The organism is Neisseria sp. HMSC061B04, from assembly GCF_001836705.1.
Lineage (GTDB): Bacteria > Pseudomonadota > Gammaproteobacteria > Burkholderiales > Neisseriaceae > Neisseria.
This window is the reverse complement of record NZ_KV830205.1, coordinates 13,264-30,458: the sequence shown is the minus strand read 5'-3', so window position 1 is coordinate 30,458 and position 17,195 is coordinate 13,264. Positions and strand designations below refer to the sequence as shown.

At 48.8% G+C, this 17,195-nt stretch carries 13 protein-coding genes; 9 read left to right on the top strand and 4 right to left on the bottom strand.

Features of this window, described 5'->3' with window-relative positions; genetic code table 11:
• Positions 1-118: 118 nt before the first annotated feature.
• Complete coding sequence (locus HMPREF2661_RS08250) at positions 119-469, bottom strand: hypothetical protein (RefSeq protein WP_049322112.1); 351 nt, start codon at positions 467-469, stop codon at positions 119-121.
• A gap of 429 nt (positions 470-898) precedes the next feature.
• On the opposite strand from HMPREF2661_RS08250, the gene HMPREF2661_RS08245 reads away from it, so the two are divergent.
• Positions 899-2,293: a DEAD/DEAH box helicase gene (locus HMPREF2661_RS08245; RefSeq protein WP_141759995.1), complete on the top strand. Its 1,395-nt coding sequence runs from the start codon at positions 899-901 to the stop codon at positions 2,291-2,293.
• 182 nt (positions 2,294-2,475) lie between these two features.
• Here HMPREF2661_RS08245 and acnB read toward each other — a convergent pair whose 3' ends face one another.
• Positions 2,476-5,061 (bottom strand): bifunctional aconitate hydratase 2/2-methylisocitrate dehydratase, encoded by a 2,586-nt coding sequence (gene acnB / locus HMPREF2661_RS08240; protein ID WP_070823315.1) that lies wholly within the window; start codon positions 5,059-5,061, stop codon positions 2,476-2,478.
• Between the two features lie 200 nt (positions 5,062-5,261).
• Positions 5,262-6,299, bottom strand: coding sequence for a sensor histidine kinase (locus HMPREF2661_RS08235; protein ID WP_070823313.1), 1,038 nt, complete (start codon positions 6,297-6,299; stop codon positions 5,262-5,264).
• A 93-nt stretch (positions 6,300-6,392) separates the two neighbouring features.
• Between HMPREF2661_RS08235 and argH the strand changes: the two genes are divergently transcribed.
• Positions 6,393-7,772: an argininosuccinate lyase gene (gene argH, locus HMPREF2661_RS08230; RefSeq protein ID WP_070823311.1), complete on the top strand. Its 1,380-nt coding sequence runs from the start codon at positions 6,393-6,395 to the stop codon at positions 7,770-7,772.
• Between the two features lie 168 nt (positions 7,773-7,940).
• Positions 7,941-8,465: a hypothetical protein gene (locus tag HMPREF2661_RS08225; RefSeq protein ID WP_070823309.1), complete on the top strand. Its 525-nt coding sequence runs from the start codon at positions 7,941-7,943 to the stop codon at positions 8,463-8,465.
• 50 nt (positions 8,466-8,515) lie between these two features.
• Here HMPREF2661_RS08225 and fumC read toward each other — a convergent pair whose 3' ends face one another.
• Positions 8,516-9,904: a class II fumarate hydratase gene (gene fumC, locus HMPREF2661_RS08220; RefSeq protein ID WP_070823307.1), complete on the bottom strand. Its 1,389-nt coding sequence runs from the start codon at positions 9,902-9,904 to the stop codon at positions 8,516-8,518.
• A gap of 308 nt (positions 9,905-10,212) precedes the next feature.
• On the opposite strand from fumC, the gene HMPREF2661_RS08215 reads away from it, so the two are divergent.
• The 6 genes from HMPREF2661_RS08215 (at position 10,213) to HMPREF2661_RS08190 (ending at position 17,128) form a co-directional block, all read left to right on the top strand.
• Positions 10,213-12,132: a TonB-dependent receptor gene (locus HMPREF2661_RS08215; protein ID WP_070823305.1), complete on the top strand. Its 1,920-nt coding sequence runs from the start codon at positions 10,213-10,215 to the stop codon at positions 12,130-12,132.
• Between the two features lie 57 nt (positions 12,133-12,189).
• Positions 12,190-13,167 carry an ABC transporter substrate-binding protein gene (locus HMPREF2661_RS08210; RefSeq protein ID WP_070823302.1) on the top strand — a complete coding sequence of 326 codons (978 nt, stop codon included), beginning with the start codon at positions 12,190-12,192 and terminating at the stop codon, positions 13,165-13,167.
• Positions 13,168-13,656: 489 nt separating this feature from the next.
• On the top strand, positions 13,657-14,520 hold the full coding sequence (locus HMPREF2661_RS11255; RefSeq protein WP_083290059.1) for a hypothetical protein: 864 nt from the start codon (positions 13,657-13,659) through the stop codon (positions 14,518-14,520).
• 194 nt (positions 14,521-14,714) lie between these two features.
• Positions 14,715-15,512 (top strand): ABC transporter permease, encoded by a 798-nt coding sequence (locus tag HMPREF2661_RS08200; RefSeq protein WP_070823300.1) that lies wholly within the window; start codon positions 14,715-14,717, stop codon positions 15,510-15,512.
• Complete coding sequence (locus HMPREF2661_RS08195) at positions 15,512-16,204, top strand: ATP-binding cassette domain-containing protein (RefSeq protein WP_199900472.1); 693 nt, start codon at positions 15,512-15,514, stop codon at positions 16,202-16,204. The genes HMPREF2661_RS08200 and HMPREF2661_RS08195 overlap by 1 nt, the downstream gene beginning before the upstream one ends.
• Before the next feature lie 309 nt (positions 16,205-16,513).
• Positions 16,514-17,128: a CadD family cadmium resistance transporter gene (locus HMPREF2661_RS08190; RefSeq protein ID WP_070823393.1), complete on the top strand. Its 615-nt coding sequence runs from the start codon at positions 16,514-16,516 to the stop codon at positions 17,126-17,128.
• The last annotated feature ends 67 nt before the right edge of the window (positions 17,129-17,195 follow it).

The window sequence follows — 17,195 nt, the reverse complement described above, 5'->3', positions numbered from 1 at the left end:
CATATACGAAACAAAGGCCGTCTGAAACATATTCAGACGGCCTTTGTCTTCAAGTTGCTCTACAGCCTGCTTTCATCCGGAGTATTGATGAGCGAGACTACCTTGAATTTTATGAAGCTTATTTTTTCACTTTTTTAGCAGCTTTTTTTGCAGGAGCGGCTTTAGCAGGAGCAGCTTTAGCAGCAGGCTCGGATGCGGCAGCTTCAGGAGCAACAGCCTCAGGCGCTGCTACTGGTTCAGAGGCAGCAGGCTCGGAAGCAGCTGATTCAGCGGTACGTTGATAGCCTTTGTCTTTCATGCAGGCATCAAACACAGCGCGGTCAGCATTTTCACCAGATGCCTGTTGGCATTGGGTCATTGCTTCTTCAACAGTGACGCGTGGCGCTGCCGCTTCTTCAGCAGGTTTGGAAGAAGAACAAGCTGCCAACATCAGGCTACCGGTTGCAAGAGCGATCAATAAAGTTTTCATAATTGTATATTCCTAAATTTTAATTTTATGGTTTACCGTTAAACGGGAGATACAGGCTGTCAAACAGCCCTGCACCTCAATATTGAGTACCCAATTCCAATTTAGTTTCATTTTAGCCTGTAAGTTTTTGATAAATTAATCCTATTGACGTTAAGACAAATGCTTAATCCTCAATAAACTCAAAACCTTGCCGATCAATTTATTTTTCTTCTCTTAGACTGTAAAAATATCAAAATCAGGCCAATCAAAGCTGTCGCCATCATTTGGGGAGTCCTTCGTTTTATGGCATAATGGACTACTTGACGGATTTTCGGTACCCTATTTTTTTCAAACCGCAGAATCGACACCATACTGCGGTTTGTCCATTTCAGAATCAGATTTTTTCAAACGGCCTTATTATGCAAAAGGCCGTCTGAACAGAAAGCCGCTATCATGAATCCTTTCTCTTCACTCGGTTTAGGCAGCGAATTGGTCTCTGCCCTGACCGATCAGGGTTATGAAAACCCGACGCCTATCCAGGCCGCAGCCATTCCTAAGGCTTTGGCCGGACACGACCTTTTAGCCGCAGCACAAACCGGCACAGGCAAAACCGCCGCCTTTATGCTGCCCAGCCTCGAACGCCTGAAACGCTACGCCACATCCAGCACTTCCCCGGCCATGCACCCCGTCCGCATGCTGGTATTGACCCCGACCCGCGAACTGGCTGATCAAATCGACCAAAACGTACAGGCATACATTAAAAACCTCCCTTTGCGCCACACCGTCCTCTTCGGCGGCGTCAATATGGACAAACAAACTGCCGACTTGCGCGCCGGTTGCGAAATCGTTGTTGCTACGGTTGGCCGACTGCTCGACCACGTCAAACAAAAAAACATCAATTTAAACAAAGTTGAAATCGTCGTACTCGACGAAGCCGACCGTATGCTGGATATGGGTTTCATCGACGATATCCGCAAAATCATGCAGATGTTGCCCAAACAGCGACAAACCCTGCTTTTCTCCGCCACTTTCTCACCGCCTATCCGCAAGCTTGCACAAGATTTTATGCACACGCCTGAAATGGTCGAGGTGGCCGCGCAAAACACCACCAACGCCAATGTCGAGCAACACATCATTGCCGTTGATGCACTCAAAAAACGCAACCTGCTCGAACGCCTGATTGTTGATTTGCATATGAATCAAGTCATTGTATTCTGCAAAACCAAACAAAGCGTCGATCAAGTTACCCGCGACCTCGTCCGCCGCAATATCGCCGCGCAATCCATCCACGGCGACAAATCCCAACAAAGCCGACTGGAAACCCTCAACGCCTTTAAAGAAGGTACATTACGCGTTTTGGTTGCCACCGATGTTGCTGCACGCGGCCTGGATATTGCTGAGTTGCCTTTCGTCATCAACTACGAGTTGCCGACCCAACCCGAAGACTACGTCCACCGCATCGGACGTACCGGCCGAGCAGGTGCTGACGGCGTTGCCATTTCCTTGATGGATAAAACCGAACAAAAAATGTTTGAAGCCATTAAAGAGCTGACCGGCAGCGATTTGAAAGTAGAACGCATCGAAGGCTTTGAGCCGCATTGGTGGGGCAACGGCAACCAAGATGAAGCTGAAACACACCAGAGTCAACACAACGACAGCCGCTCCCGCCGCGATGACAGAAACAAACGCAGCGAATATGCGAGCAATTCGGACAAAAACTCGAAAAAAACAGAAGACAAAAATGACCCGGGTATTGCCTGCGGCAAAATTGCCGGCAGAACACGCCGCAGCCGTCACGAGCGTCAGCCTTGCGCCCTACTCCAACCTGGTTTTGGCGTAAAATAAACAACGCTAATTAATCGGTTTTCTGATTATTTATCCTAACAAAGGCCGTCTGAAACTCATCTTTCAGACGGCCTTTTATTAAACTAAAAATAAAAAGGACGTGATGAACACGCCCTTTATTTTTCCGTTTCAGACGGCCTTTATTATTTAAGGCCGTCTGAAAATCGGTTTACCTTGTTACATTAAACATTTACTTTCTCGGCTACTTCGTTGTAGCTGTCGATTTCGTTGAAGTTCATGTAGCGGTAGATTTGATCGCCCTGCTCGTTGATGATACCGATATTAGCTTGGTATTCTTCAACGGTCGGGATTTTACCCAGTTTGGAGCAGATTGCTGCCAACTCAGCCGAGCCGAGGTAAACGAAGGTGTTTTTACCCAAGCGGTTCGGGAAGTTACGGGTGGAAGTGGACATGACAGTCGCGCCTTCGTGTACTTGGGCTTGGTTACCCATACACAGCGAACAGCCCGGCATTTCCATACGCGCACCTGCACGGCCGAGTACGCCGTAGTGGCCTTCGTCGGACAACTCTTTCGCGTCCATTTTGGTCGGCGGCGCCATCCACAGGCGGACGGGGATGTCGGACTTACCTTCCAAAAGTTTGGAGGCAGCGCGGAAGTGGCCGATGTTGGTCATACAAGAACCAATGAACACTTCGTCGATTTTGGTGCCGGAACGTTCGGACATGAAGCATACGTCGTCCGGGTCGTTCGGGCAGGCGATAATCGGCTCTTTGATGTCGTCCATGTTGATTTCAATCACGGCAGCGTATTCGGCATCTTTATCTGCTTCGAGCAGCTCAGGATTTGCCAACCATGCTTCCATGGCTTTGATACGGCGCTCCAAAGTGCGCGGATCTTGATAGCCGTCGGCAATCATGTTTTTCATCAACACAATGTTGGATTTCATGTACTCGATAATCGGCTCTTTATTGAGCTTCACAGTACAGCCTGCTGCGGAGCGTTCGGCAGATGCGTCAGTCAATTCAAAGGCTTGTTCCACTTTCAAATCAGGCAGGCCTTCGATTTCGAGGATGCGGCCGGAGAAGATGTTTTTCTTACCGGCTTTAGCAACGGTCAGCAGACCTTGTTTAATCGCGTACAACGGAATGGCGTTTACCAAATCGCGCAGGGTTACGCCCGGTTGCAGCTTGCCGCTGAAACGTACCAATACGGACTCAGGCATATCGAGCGGCATTACGCCGGTAGCTGCTGCGAAAGCAACCAAGCCGGAGCCGGCAGGGAAAGAAATACCGATAGGGAAACGGGTGTGGCTGTCGCCGCCGGTACCCACTGTATCAGGCAGCAGCAGACGGTTGAGCCATGAGTGAATCACGCCATCGCCTGGACGCAGGGATACGCCACCACGGGTAGAGATGAAAGCAGGCAATTCTTTATGTGTTCTCACATCAACAGGTTTTGGATAAGCGGCGGTGTGACAGAAAGACTGCATTACCATGTCGGCGGAGAAGCCCAAACAAGCCAAGTCTTTCAGCTCATCGCGGGTCATCGGGCCAGTAGTATCTTGCGAGCCGACAGTAGTCATGCGTGGTTCGCAGTAAGTACCCGGACGTACGCCTTGTCCTTCGGGCAGACCGCAGGCGCGACCGACCATTTTTTGTGCCAACGTGAAACCGGCTTTGCTTTCGGCAGGCGCTTGCGGCAGGCGGAATTCGGTGGAAGCAGGCAGTTTCAGGGCTTCGCGCGCTTTGGCGGTCAGACCGCGACCGATAATCAGGTTGATACGGCCACCGGCTTGCACTTCGTCCAGCAATACTTGGGATTTCAGGCTGAACTCAGCAACGGTTTCGCCGTTTTTCACGATTTTGCCTTCATAAGGCAGAATATCGACGACATCGCCCATTTTCAGTGCGGAAACATCGACTTCAATCGGCAGCGCGCCGGAGTCTTCTTGGGTATTGAAGAAAATCGGCGCGATTTTTCCGCCCAAGCAGACGCCGCCGAAGCGTTTGTTCGGTACGAACGGAATGTCTTCGCCGGTATGCCAAATCACAGAGTTGGTCGCGGATTTGCGTGAAGAACCGGTACCGACCACGTCGCCGACATAGGCAACGGGATGACCTTTGGCTTTGAGTTCTTCCAACAATTTAATCGGACCGACTTCGCCCTGTTTGTCGGGCGTGATGCCGTCGCGCGGGTTTTTCAGCATCGCCAGCGCGTGCAGCGGAATGTCGGGACGGCTCCACGCGTCAGGCGCGGGAGAGAGGTCGTCTGTATTGGTTTCGCCGTCGACTTTAAAGACGGTAACGGTGATTTTTTCGGGAACTTTGGCACGAGAAGTGAACCATTCGGCATCCGCCCAAGATTGCAAAACTTCTTGCGCGTATTTGTTGCCTTTTTCGGCTTTTTCTTGAACATCGTGGAAAGAGTCGAACATCAGCAGAGTGTGTTTCAAACCATTTGCAGCAATAGGCGCAAGTTTGTCGTTGTCTAAGAGTTCGATGAGTGCATGAATGTTGTAACCGCCGAGCATGGTACCCAACAGTTCGGTAGCGTACTCTGGGGAAATCAACGGGCTGGATGCGCTGCCTTCGGCAACGGCTGCCAAAAATGAGGCTTTAACTTTGGCGGCATCATCCACACCGGGTGGTACGCGGTGAGCCAACAGCTCAACCAAGAATTCACCTTCACCGGTAGGTGGATTTTTCAGCAGCTCAACCAAATCAGCAGTTTGCTGAGCAGTCAGAGGAAGGGCGGGAATACCAAGGGCAGCACGCTCGGCGGCGGCTTTACGATAGGCTTCTAACATCTCTTTGTTCCTTTTTCTGTTTTTTCTTCTGGGCAGTTGCAAATGATTTGCAGTTAAAGATTGTAAACAATCCTTTTAAGCATCATAGACCAGTTTTCAAAAAATGGGAACAGTTATGTTACTGAATGTAATAAATTTAAACTATTTTATTTAATGTATTAATAGTCCAATTTATCTCAAGCCGCTCTCTTCTACGCGTTTTAGCCAAACAAACGGGAAACTTCGGCTGATTTTTTACGGTACGGCAAGATGATTTCAACGCGAAACAGGCCGTCTGATTGGATGCTTCTGATTTTTGCATCGGTGTCATACATCAAAGTCAGGCGTTCTTTCAGATTGCGCAAGGCCATAGAATTGCCTTTATGCGGCTTGGTATTTTCATTAGGTTCCGTTCCGCACGGATTCTCGATACTGATGAAAATAGATGACTTTTCCAATTTTGTTAATACCGTAATTATCCCTGGACGGTGGGTGGATTCGACACCATGAAAGACGGCATTTTCCAAAAGCGGCTGCAGCAGCAGATGCGGCATTTCCGCATCGTCGGGCGCATGGTGTTGCCACATAACCTGTACGCGCATATGTCCCATGCGGATTTGCTCGATGGCAATATATTCCTGCGCCCACTCGATTTCCTGCCCTAAGGTACTGTTTTGACTACCGTCGCGTAATTGTGCGCGGAACAAGTTGGCCAAATTCTCCAGCAAAGTTTCCGCATCATACGGACGCAGACGGATTAAGCTGATGGCGGCATTCAGGCTGTTAAACAAGAAATGCGGACGGATACGCGCTGTCAACGCGCTCAATCTGGCTTCGGAAATGGAAGGTGCAAGGCTGTTGCGGCGGGCTGCTTCGATGTACATGAAACTGAAACAAAAAAAGGTCAGCAAGAAGAAGTGTTGAATCAGCGGCCAAATATCTGTCTTCAAAATCACTAAATCGACAAACAAGAAAATCAGCAGATTGGAGACGTAGGAAACCACAACACTGTACTGCGAGCGAAGCAGGGACGGCGCAAATGCCTGTAAGAAATAGACTTTAAGTAAAATTAAAAGGATGACGGGGCAAGCCCATGAAAAATGTTGGAAAATCTGTTCCGGATAAGGTACGCCCGATACCGTCATCAACGGAAAGATAAACAAACTGATTAATAAAACAATGAGCAGGCGCACCAAAGTTGCGGAATTGCGCAAATCCGGCACTGCGAAATTCTGGTTTATTTGACGTATAATAGACATGATTTCAACCGTTTTCTTTCATAATGTATAGACGGGTCTGCTATATTGAAGACGTAGACCCTGTTTTTTTATTTATATTTTAAGGATGCTGATATGAGCAAGGACAAAACCTGGTCAGGCCGTTTTAACGAACCTGTTTCCGAGCTGGTCAAAAAATATACCGGCTCGATTGATTTTGACAAACGACTGGCAGAATGGGACATCCAAGGCTCGCTGGCACACGCGCAAATGCTGACACAGTCGGGCGTTTTGAGCGAAGACGACCTCTCCGCCATCCGTCAGGGTATGGCCGAGATTATAGCAGAAATCAAGGAAGGAACGATTTCCTGGTCGCTGGATTTGGAAGATGTCCACATGAACATCGAACGCCGCCTCACCGACAAAATCGGCGACGCCGGCAAACGCCTGCACACCGGCCGCAGCCGCAACGACCAAGTCGCTACCGACATCCGTCTGTGGCTGCGCGATCAAATTACCGTTATCCAAAGCCTGATTCAAAACCTTCAGACGGCCTTAGTCGATTTGGCGGAACAAAATGCCGAAACCGTCATGCCCGGCTTTACCCACCTGCAAGTTGCCCAGCCGGTCAGCTTCGGGCATCACATGCTCGCCTACGTCGAAATGCTCGGCCGCGATTTCGAGCGCATGGCCGACTGCCGCAAACGCGTCAACCGTATGCCGCTCGGCGCCGCCGCACTGGCCGGCACCACCTACCCGATTCAGCGCGAAATCACCGCCGAGCTGTTGGGTTTCGAACAAATCTGCCAAAACTCGCTCGATGCCGTATCTGACCGCGATTTTGCCATTGAGTTCACCGCCGCCGCTTCCCTGATTATGGTTCACCTGAGCCGTCTTTCCGAAGAATTGATTTTGTGGATGAGTCCGCGTTTCGGCTTTATCGATATTGCCGACCGTTTCTGCACCGGCTCGTCCATCATGCCGCAGAAGAAAAATCCCGACGTGCCCGAACTCGTGCGCGGTAAATCCGGTCGCGTGATTGGCCACCTGATCGGCCTGGTTACCCTGATGAAATCGCAACCTTTGGCATACAACAAAGACAATCAGGAAGACAAAGAGCCTTTGTTTGACACTGCCGACACGCTTATCGACACCCTGCGCATTTACGCTGACATGATGCGCGGCGTGACCGTCAAACCCGACAATATGCGCGCCGCCGTCATGCAGGGTTTTGCAACGGCTACCGACTTGGCGGATTACTTGGTGAAAAAAGGCATGCCTTTCCGCGACAGCCACGAAGTTGTTGCCCAAGCCGTACGCCATGCCGATGAAGCTGGCGTTGATTTGAGCGAATTGCCGCTTGAAGTCCTGCAAGGATTCAGCGATTTGATTGCCGACGACGTTTACAGCGTGTTGACACCCGAAGGCAGCTTAAACGCGCGCAACCACTTGGGCGGTACTGCGCCTGAACAAGTCCGTTTCCAAGTCAAACGCTGGCGTGAATTGTTGGCTTAAACCCATCTAAACACATAATAAAAGGCCGTCTGAAAATTTTCAGACGGCCTTTTGATTACCCGTGTTACACTCAACCTCAAAATAAAAACAGATAAAACCTAAACTTACCTTCAAACGAGAAAACACGCCTCCTGACTTTGCCGCCGTCTTCATACAAAAGGAGCAAGGATGAAAAACATTATCTTAAAATTGATCATGATCTGCCTATGCTGCGGATGCTATGCCGTATTCGTTGCCTGGGAAAATGGTGGATTCAGCCAGCTCCATGATTTTCAAGCAATAGAGAACAACGGCATAAGCGTATACCTTCATCAAACCTCCCCCATAGCCATGCAGGCTGAAAAAAACGAGCTGTCGATTTTGCAAAACAACCAAAACAGCTTGGCCTCTTGCGTCGGCATTGAATCTTTATGCGAACAGGCCAAGCCAGGCATCTGGGTTGAACATGCCAAATTCTTACAGCATAAGGACACGGGCAAATTATTGGTACTTTCGCTGGACTATTTGGAAAACAATGACACCGCAAAAACCCTACACAACCGCTATACTGCATCGCTCCTCCCCCAAGCAGACAAAACGGAGGCGTGGCATTACGCCTGGCGTACATTTCTGAGCTCAATAATATTTCTAATGGGCATCAATTTACTGCCAATGATTGTTGCCCTATTTGAAGAAAAGACAAGCGCAGCATAAAAACATGCCGTCTGAAAACATTTTCAGACGGCATGTTTCATTATTAAAGCTTAACGCGGATGAACCATATCGGCAGGAACGACCAATTCGTCAAACTCCTCGCCTGTCAACAAGCCCAATTCGATGGCGGTTTCGCGCAACGATTTGTCGTTTTTGTAGGCGGTTTTGGCGACTTTGGCGGCATTTTCGTAACCAATTTTACGGTTTAATGCAGTAACCAGCATCAGGGAATGGTGTAGGAAATAGTCGATTTTTTCCGGTACGGGCTCGATGCCGACAGCGCAGTGTTCATTGAAGCTGTTGCACGCATCGCCCAACAGGCGGATGGATTGCAAGAGATTGTAGGCGATGACAGGCATATAGACGTTCAGCTCGAAATTGCCCGACGCGCCTGCCATGCCGATGGTGACATCGTTGCCGAACACTTGGCAGCACACCATAGTCATCGCTTCGCATTGGGTCGGGTTGACCTTACCCGGCATGATGGACGAACCCGGCTCATTTTCGGGGATTTTGATTTCGCCCAGACCGCAGCGTGGACCGCTTGCCAGCCAGCGGATATCGTTGGCGATTTTGTTCAGGCTTGCCGCCAGCGTTTTCAATGCGCCCGAAGCGGCAACGGCGGCATCGCGTCCGCCCAAGGCTTCAAATTTGTTCGGCGCGCTGACAAACGGCAAGCCGGACAATTCGGCGAGTTTGGCAGCGGCCTTTTCGGCATATTCGGGATGGCTGTTCAAACCCGTACCGACCGCCGTACCGCCCAAGGCAAGTTCATACAAGTCTTTAAGTGCATCGTTCAGACGGCCTAAACCGTGATCGAGCTGGGAAACGTAGCCGGAAAATTCTTGTCCCAAAGTCAACGGCGTCGCATCCTGCAAATGGGTGCGGCCGATTTTGACGATGGGGGCGAATTCTTTGGCTTTTTTGTCCAATGTATCGCGCAGGGCTTTTACCGCCGGAATAAGGTGGCGGTTGATTTCAATCGCGGCGGCAACGTGGATGGCGGTCGGGAACGCGTCGTTGGTCGATTGCGCGTGGTTCACATGGTCGTTGGGATGGACGGGCTGGTACGCTGCCAAACCCGTACCAGCGATTTCGTTGGCGCGGTTCGCCAGCACTTCGTTCATGTTCATATTGGACTGCGTGCCGGAGCCGGTCTGCCACACTACCAATGGGAACTGCCCGTCAAGCTTGCCGTTCAACACATCATCTGCCGCCTGCGTAATCAAATCTGCCTGTTCGGGCTTAATCCTGCCGAGGGAAACATTGGTGGCGGCTGCGGCTTTTTTTACCAGCGCCAAAGCATAAATCAACGGCTGCGGCAGGGTTTCTCCGCCGATTTTGAAATTGTTGCGGCTGCGCTGGGTCTGCGCGCCCCAATAGGCTTCGGACGGGACTTCGACATTGCCCATGGTGTCGTGTTCGGTACGGGTACTCATGCGTTTCTCCTACATTTAAACAGAAATAATAATGATTCGTAAATTTATTATACCCAGCAAAAGGCCGTCTGAAAAGAGAGGGGTTTTCAGACAGCCTTTTGCTTTATTACCCTGAAATATTAATAGTAGACAAAACCCGATTTCGGAGCAAATACAACCTGCACCGCCGCTCCCCTCTTCTAAAAATTCTCCTCCTTACCGATTTGTATTTTGCGCTAGGTGTTTATCGACAATAAATACCTTATCGTTTCTTTACTTTGTTTCTCTCCAAGAGCATAATGAATAAAAATGATTATCAGGAGATAGAGATGAAACGAAAACATTTGGTTTACCTGTTAATGAGCAGTTTTGCCGCTGCAAACGGTTTTGCCGAAACCTTGGCAGACCCTGATGAAATCCAGCCTGTCAAAACCTTCTCCCCTCCCAAACCGATTGCACCGACCGCCGCACAAGGCTATTTCCCCGAAAACCAATTCGACCGCACCGACCGCAGCGATTATTACTTTGTTACCGAAAACATAGACCAAGCCTTCCGCCCGCTGAAGGCAAACAGCGGCTTTTACGGCAAAAGCTTTTACAACTCCGTTACCGCGCAAGCACGCGGGGCAAAGGTGTACGGCGTAGCCAACCTCAATCACACCAAGGCCAACGGCTATAAAGACGGCGATGGCAACCAGACCGATTGGAAATACAGCCGTTTTAATCAAGCTTTGGTACTCGGTTTCGTGCCGTCTGAAAATCAGGAATACCGCCTCACCTACCTACACGACGACATCAACAACGACCGCCAGCCGCAGTTCATCAACGACGCATTGGATACCGAACGCCACATCGCCAAACTCAACGCGCGTTGGGGCAATGCCGATTTGAGCAATACGGTCAGCGCGGAAGCAGGCGTCATCAAACTCAAACGCCATGCCGACAATTACTCCCTGCGCCCAAACAACACGTCGCAGCAAGTGTTCGTAGAGCTTGACCGCAAAGTGTACGACTTCTCGCTCAAACATGACGCAGATTTCGGCAAATTCCACAACACGGCCGCCGTCAGCTACCGCAACGACAGCCAAAACGGCGAGCGCAACGCCCACACTCCCATGCGCGACTTCCTCAATGGCTACCGTTTCGCCGATGTACACCTCGACCGCTGGCGCATTGCCGATACCTTGTCTTACAAGTTTGACGACCGACACAAACTGGGCTTGGGCTTAAGCTACGAAATCAACGAAGCGGACGTTCGCAAAAATACGGCGCAACCCGCCCATCCGATGAACCGCAACTTTGCCTTCGCCTCATCGCAACAAATCTGGAAAACCCATTACGGCTACGACTTCAACGGCAAAGTGCGCCGCCATGCCTTCTCAGGCGAACTCAAATACGATTTCACGCCGTCTGAAACGCAAAAATACAGCGTTTCCCTCGCACATTTGGAACGCATCGGCGACAACACCGAACGCTTCAACTCACTTGCCGCCATCGTGCAAAACCGCATGAACGGCGCGCTGATGAACCAAAACCCAGCCGCCGCCATCGCAGGCAATCCCCTGCTGAAAACCGAAAAACACAACCGCATCAAGCTTACCGCAGACAGCCGCAACGACTACTACAACGGCTACATGAACTCGTTGGCAGGCGCAGGCTGGAACGTGGGCGGCACACTTGTGGCGGACAAAGTCAAAGACCTGATTATTTTTGACCGCGCACGCGGACAAAGCGGCACGGCTTCCAAAGGCGGCGGCATCATCACACGCAACGTGGACGCACGATTGTTTACCGCGCAGGCTTATGCACGTTACAACTTCAATCCGCATTGGGCGGCAGGCATCAAAGCTACCTACAACTACGGGCACAATGAAACCGACGGCAGACCGCTCTATCAAATCCGCCCGTTTGAAGCCGCCGTCCAAGCCGACTATAAAAACTACTTTGCCCACGGCAGCTACAACATCGGCGCCGCAACACGCTTTGTCGCCAAACAAACGCGCGGCGATTTTGACGCGGCAAGCGGTTTGGGTATAGACAAACGCGAAGCCGCCAAAGGCTTTACCGTTGCCGACGTGTACGCAGGCGTAAACATCAAAGACAAATACGGCTTACGCTTGGGCGTGAACAACGTGTTCAACAAAAAATACGCCGAACACATCAGCGGCGACCACGTCCTCGCCCTGTCGCCCAGCGTAGTGTATGCACCGGGCAGGACATATTGGTTGAGTTTGCATGCGGCGTTTTAAAATCAGGCCGTCTGAAAGAATGCCTACACTGGCTTATTAAGAATTAGGAGATAAAAAATGGATATGAAAAGACGCGATTTCTTAAAAATGACCGCCGCTCTGGCAGCGGCAGGCGTTTCGCCTTCATTGTTGGCTGCCGGTAAAGAACAATTTACCGTGTACGGCGCACCAGCAATGCCCAGCGTTACCATTGCTGTAGCGGCGTTGCAGGGTAAGCTGGCGAAGCAGGCGGACGTGTCGCTGAAAATCTGGCGTTCGCCCGACCAACTGCGCGCAGGCGTGGCAAGCGGACAATTTAAAGTAATGATGAGTCCGAGCAATGTCGGCGTGAACCTGCGCAACCAAGGGCAGAAAGTCGGCATGGTCAATATTTTGACTAACGGCATCACGCAGCTAATATGTAAAGGCAGTGCGATTGCCTCGCCGCAAGATTTGGTCGGCAAAAAAATCCTCGTGCCGTTTAAAAACGACATGCCCGACATCGTGCTGCAAGCCTTGCTGAAAAAACTGAAAATCGACGCGCACAAAGTCGGCATCACCTACACCGCCACGCCGCCCGAAGCGGTGGGGCTGTTTTTAAGCAAAGACTACCACGCTGCCATCCTGCCCGAACCGATGGCAACCGCCAGCATGCTCAAAGGCAAAACCATGGGCGTAAACGTCGTGCGCGGATTTGACTTGGTGAAAGCATGGGGACAGGCGTTTGACACCAAACCGCTGATTCCGATGGCAGGCATCATCGCCAACGAAGAATATTTCCACGCACACAAAGCGCAGTTCGACCTCTTCCATCAGGATTTGAAAAACGCGCTCAACTGGATACTGGCCAACCGCCAAAGCGCCGCGAAAATCGGCAAAAACTACCTTCCCGCCCCCGAACCCGCACTAGTCATGGGCTTGGACGGCGCACGGCTGACGGTAACCAAAGGCAGCGAAGTGAAGAACGAGATTTTGAAGTTTTACGAAATCCTGATGCAGTTCAACCCGAAACTCTTGGGAGGCAAGCTGCCGGATAATGGGTTCTTCTTGGCTTAAAAGGAGGAGAGGTCGTCTGAAAATAGTGAAGTAGCCATGAAATCTGACTTGTCATTTTCAGACGGCCTATAAGGACATTATCGGCAGCGCAGGTCGGATTCTTGAATCCGACATTTCGGCTAAACGGGGCTGTCGGATACGAGTATCCGATCTACTCTTTTCAGACGGCCTATCAGATAATAGTTAGAACAGTACACAAAGAGCCGTCATTCCCGCGCAGGTGGGAATCCAGTCTTTGATATTGCAGGAATGTTTTAAAATTGCGGCAACGTCAAACTTCTGGATTCCCGCCTGCGCGGGAATGACGGCGAGTGGTAACTGTAGGTTGAGTTGCCAAACCCGACAAAACCGTTGAATTGTCTGAAATGTTGGGTTATGACACAATCTACGCTTGCTGGGAAAAAGGGATTGGTTGGTAGGGTATGTAGCTGGGGTTGTGTTTGGAAGAAATAGAATTAATGATTAAAGATTAACTTTTTGAAATAATTTATGAGTTTTATAATGCTAAATTATGGGAAATTTCTATATCCACCTACTGTAAAAGTTATAGTTACTGATGAAAAAAATGTCACAAAGCCATTTTCTGATGATTATGAAATTAAATGTAGAATATTTGGTTATAGTTTAATTGATATTTTATTAGAAGAATCTGCAATAAAATTAAGTGAAAATGATGGGTCGGTAATTCTAAATAGAATTTTTACAGGCAATTCTCATGGTGATGCAACAAGACTTATGGGAAGTATTGCTGAGATATTGGTTACTAAATTTTGCAATGAGTATCAGGAAGTTAATAGGCGATTGGGTATGTATGCTAAAGGTGCGTCAAGATTAAATAATGATATGGATAATTTTATTGCTGTTGCGACAGGTGCTCAAAAAACACAGCAATTGTATCCTAATTGGTATAACCCTTCGGATACACAGCGAGATATTATATGGGTACGAAAAGATAATCTTGATAGTCAGCTTTTATGCGTAAAATCAAAAAGTTCCTTTGGAAAACCAGCAGGACTACAAATAAAAACTAGCCATAATTACCAATATGTACTGAATTCTATAGAAAGATATCATTATCCTGTTTTATATTTTGATTTAAACAATGATTGGTGGAAATTGGATAATGCTTTAAAAAATATTAACTTTACAGGGGTTCTAATCCAGCATGATGATATTACAAATGAAATAAAAAAAATATTACTGAATTATTTTGATGTAGTAGTCAAAATATTTTCTGGGGAGATTAGTTTGAAATATTTAATTGATATGTCTAAATATGAAGGAATGACTGATATTCTAAAAGGATTGGAATTAGCAGATCAAAATTATGATAAGAAAATTATTATCCCATAGGATATGCAACTGTAGGTTAGGTGGAACGCCGTATCCCAATCAAAACACCGAAATCCCAACCAAAGGTCGTCTGAAAACACTATTTTGGGCAATCAAGCTGTTTCGTTGGGTTACGGCGTTCCATCTAACCCAATCAACCATTTTTCAGACGACCTATCGTCCCCAAACTATCCCCATCAACCCACACTAATACCATGATTAAAACCGATAAAATCCGTAAACCTCAGCCTGCGCTGTTTTACATCATCGACTACCTTTGGAGCGGCTTTGCCGGTCTGGGCGTGGCGATGGTGGTGGTGGCGTTGTGGGCGTGGGGCAGTGCCGTGTTCGGTGAGTTTATGTTGCCTGCGCCGGTGGAGGTGTTTCAAAAGTCTTTGGATTTATTGAAACATTTTCAGGAAAACGAAATCGGGATTTCGCTGTGGCGGTCGGTGGTGGGCATTTCGGTCGCACTGGCGGCGGGATTGGCGGCGGGGCTGGTGGCGGGCAGTTTTAAGACGGCGATGGCGTTGCTCAAGCCTGTGATTACAATTTTGTTGGCGATGCCGCCGATTATTTGGGTGGTGATGGCGTTGTTTTGGTTCGGTTTCGGCAATCCTAGCGTGTTGTTTACCATCATTGTGTTGGTTGCGCCGCTGACGTTTGCGAGTGCGGCGGTCGGGATGGCGAGCGTGAACAGGCAGCATGAGGAATTGTTTGACGCTTATAAGTTAGGCCGTCTGAAAAAAATCCGTTATCTGTATATCCCGCATCTGACGGGCTATGTGATTTCCAGCATCGGCGTGGCGGTGGCGATGGGGGTGAAGGTGGTGATTATGGCGGAACTCTTGGGCGCGAGCGAAGGCGTGGGCGCGCGGATTGTAGACGCGAGGGCGATGCTGGAGACTTCGACGGTGATGGCTTATGTGGTGCTGGTTATCGTGTTTGTGTCGCTGTTTGAATACCTGATTACCAAGCCTTTGGAAATTTTGTTTATGCCGTGGAGAAGGTGATGCTCTGTCTTGAAAACGTGCGTTTTGAAATTCTCCGCGACCCCATCGTGCGCGATTTCAGTTTGAACCTGCAACATGGCGAAGTGAAAGCTTTGTTCGGGCCGAGCGGCTGTGGCAAGACGACGGTTTTGCGTTTGATTGCGGGCTTGGAAACGCCGAAATCGGGCACGATACGCAATACTTTCCGCAAAACGGGTTTTCTGTTTCAGGAAAACCGCCTGCCGGAAAACTTGACCGCGATGCAGAATATCGCTATTTTTATGGACAAACCCGATGAAGGCGAAATCATCGCGCTGGCGGCGAAAGTCGGGCTGACTGCGGGCGATTTGAACAAATATCCGACCGAATTGTCTGGCGGCATGGCGAAACGGGTAGCATTTTTGCGCCTGCTGCTGTGTGGTTGCGACCTTGCTTTGCTGGACGAGCCGTTTGTAGGTTTGGACCGCGATTTACGCGATATTTTGGTTGCCATGCTGGTGGAAAAAATCGAGCGGCAGGGCATGGCGTGTATGCTGGTAACGCACGACCGATTCGAAGCCGCGCGCCTGAGCCATGAAATCATGCTGCTTTCCACTAAGGGCATGAACGTGCAAAACGTGATAACCCTGCCCACGCCGTTGTCCGAACGCGATTCGGCTTTTGAAGAAACCGTGGTGGCAAGAGAGTTTCAGGGGATTCATTATTATGAGTGATAGGAATTTAAATTTCTGACAAACCTTGCGGTTCGTTGCCCTCTCCCTAACCCTCTCCCACGGGGAAAGGGGATCAGGTTTCTCAAAATCAGAGAGCCGTAGAATTGGGAATCAGATGTCAGGTAAACCTGAAAATGTTCAGGCTCGACAGCCCAATTCCCTCTCCCCGTGGGAGATGGCTAGGGAGAGGGTAAGCAAGCCGCAGGCTTGCCTCTTTAGCGAAAGATACGAATCTGTTATCCGAACGCGATTCGGTTTTTGAAAAAGCCGTGGTGCCAAGGGGGCAGGGGATTCATTATGAGGTGCTTTATGTTTTCGACTGTGATTACTGCTGCTGTTTTATATATTGCTACAGCAGTAGATTTGTTGGTAATACTATTAATATTTTTTGCTAGAGCAAATACTAGAAAAGAATATCGAGATATTTATATCGGACAATATTTAGGTTCTGTAATTTTAATATTAGTTAGTTTATTTCTAGCTTTTGTTTTGCATTATGTTCCGGAAAAATGGGTGTTGGGTTTATTAGGTTTAATACCGATTTACTTAGGTATTAAAGTTGCTATTTACGACGATTGTGAGGGCGAAAAAAGAGCTAAAAAAGAATTGGATGAAAAAGGGTTGTCAAAATTAGTCGGTATTGTTGCTTTGGTTACAGTTGCTAGTTGTGGTGCAGATAATATTGGACTTTTTGTTCCTTACTTTGTGACTTTAGATCTTGTCGACTTATTAGTTACTCTTCTTGTATTTTTAATATTGATTTTTGTTTTAGTATATACAGCACAAAGATTGGCTAATATTTCAGGTGTTGGTGAAATTATAGAGAAGTTTAGTCGTTGGATAATGGCTGTTATTTATATTGGTTTAGGGTTATTTATTATTATTGAAAATAATACAATTCGAACAATAATATCAATAATATGAATGATACGGGCATTTGAGTATCTGACAAACCTTGCGGTTCGTTGCCCTCTCCCTAACCCTCTCCCAC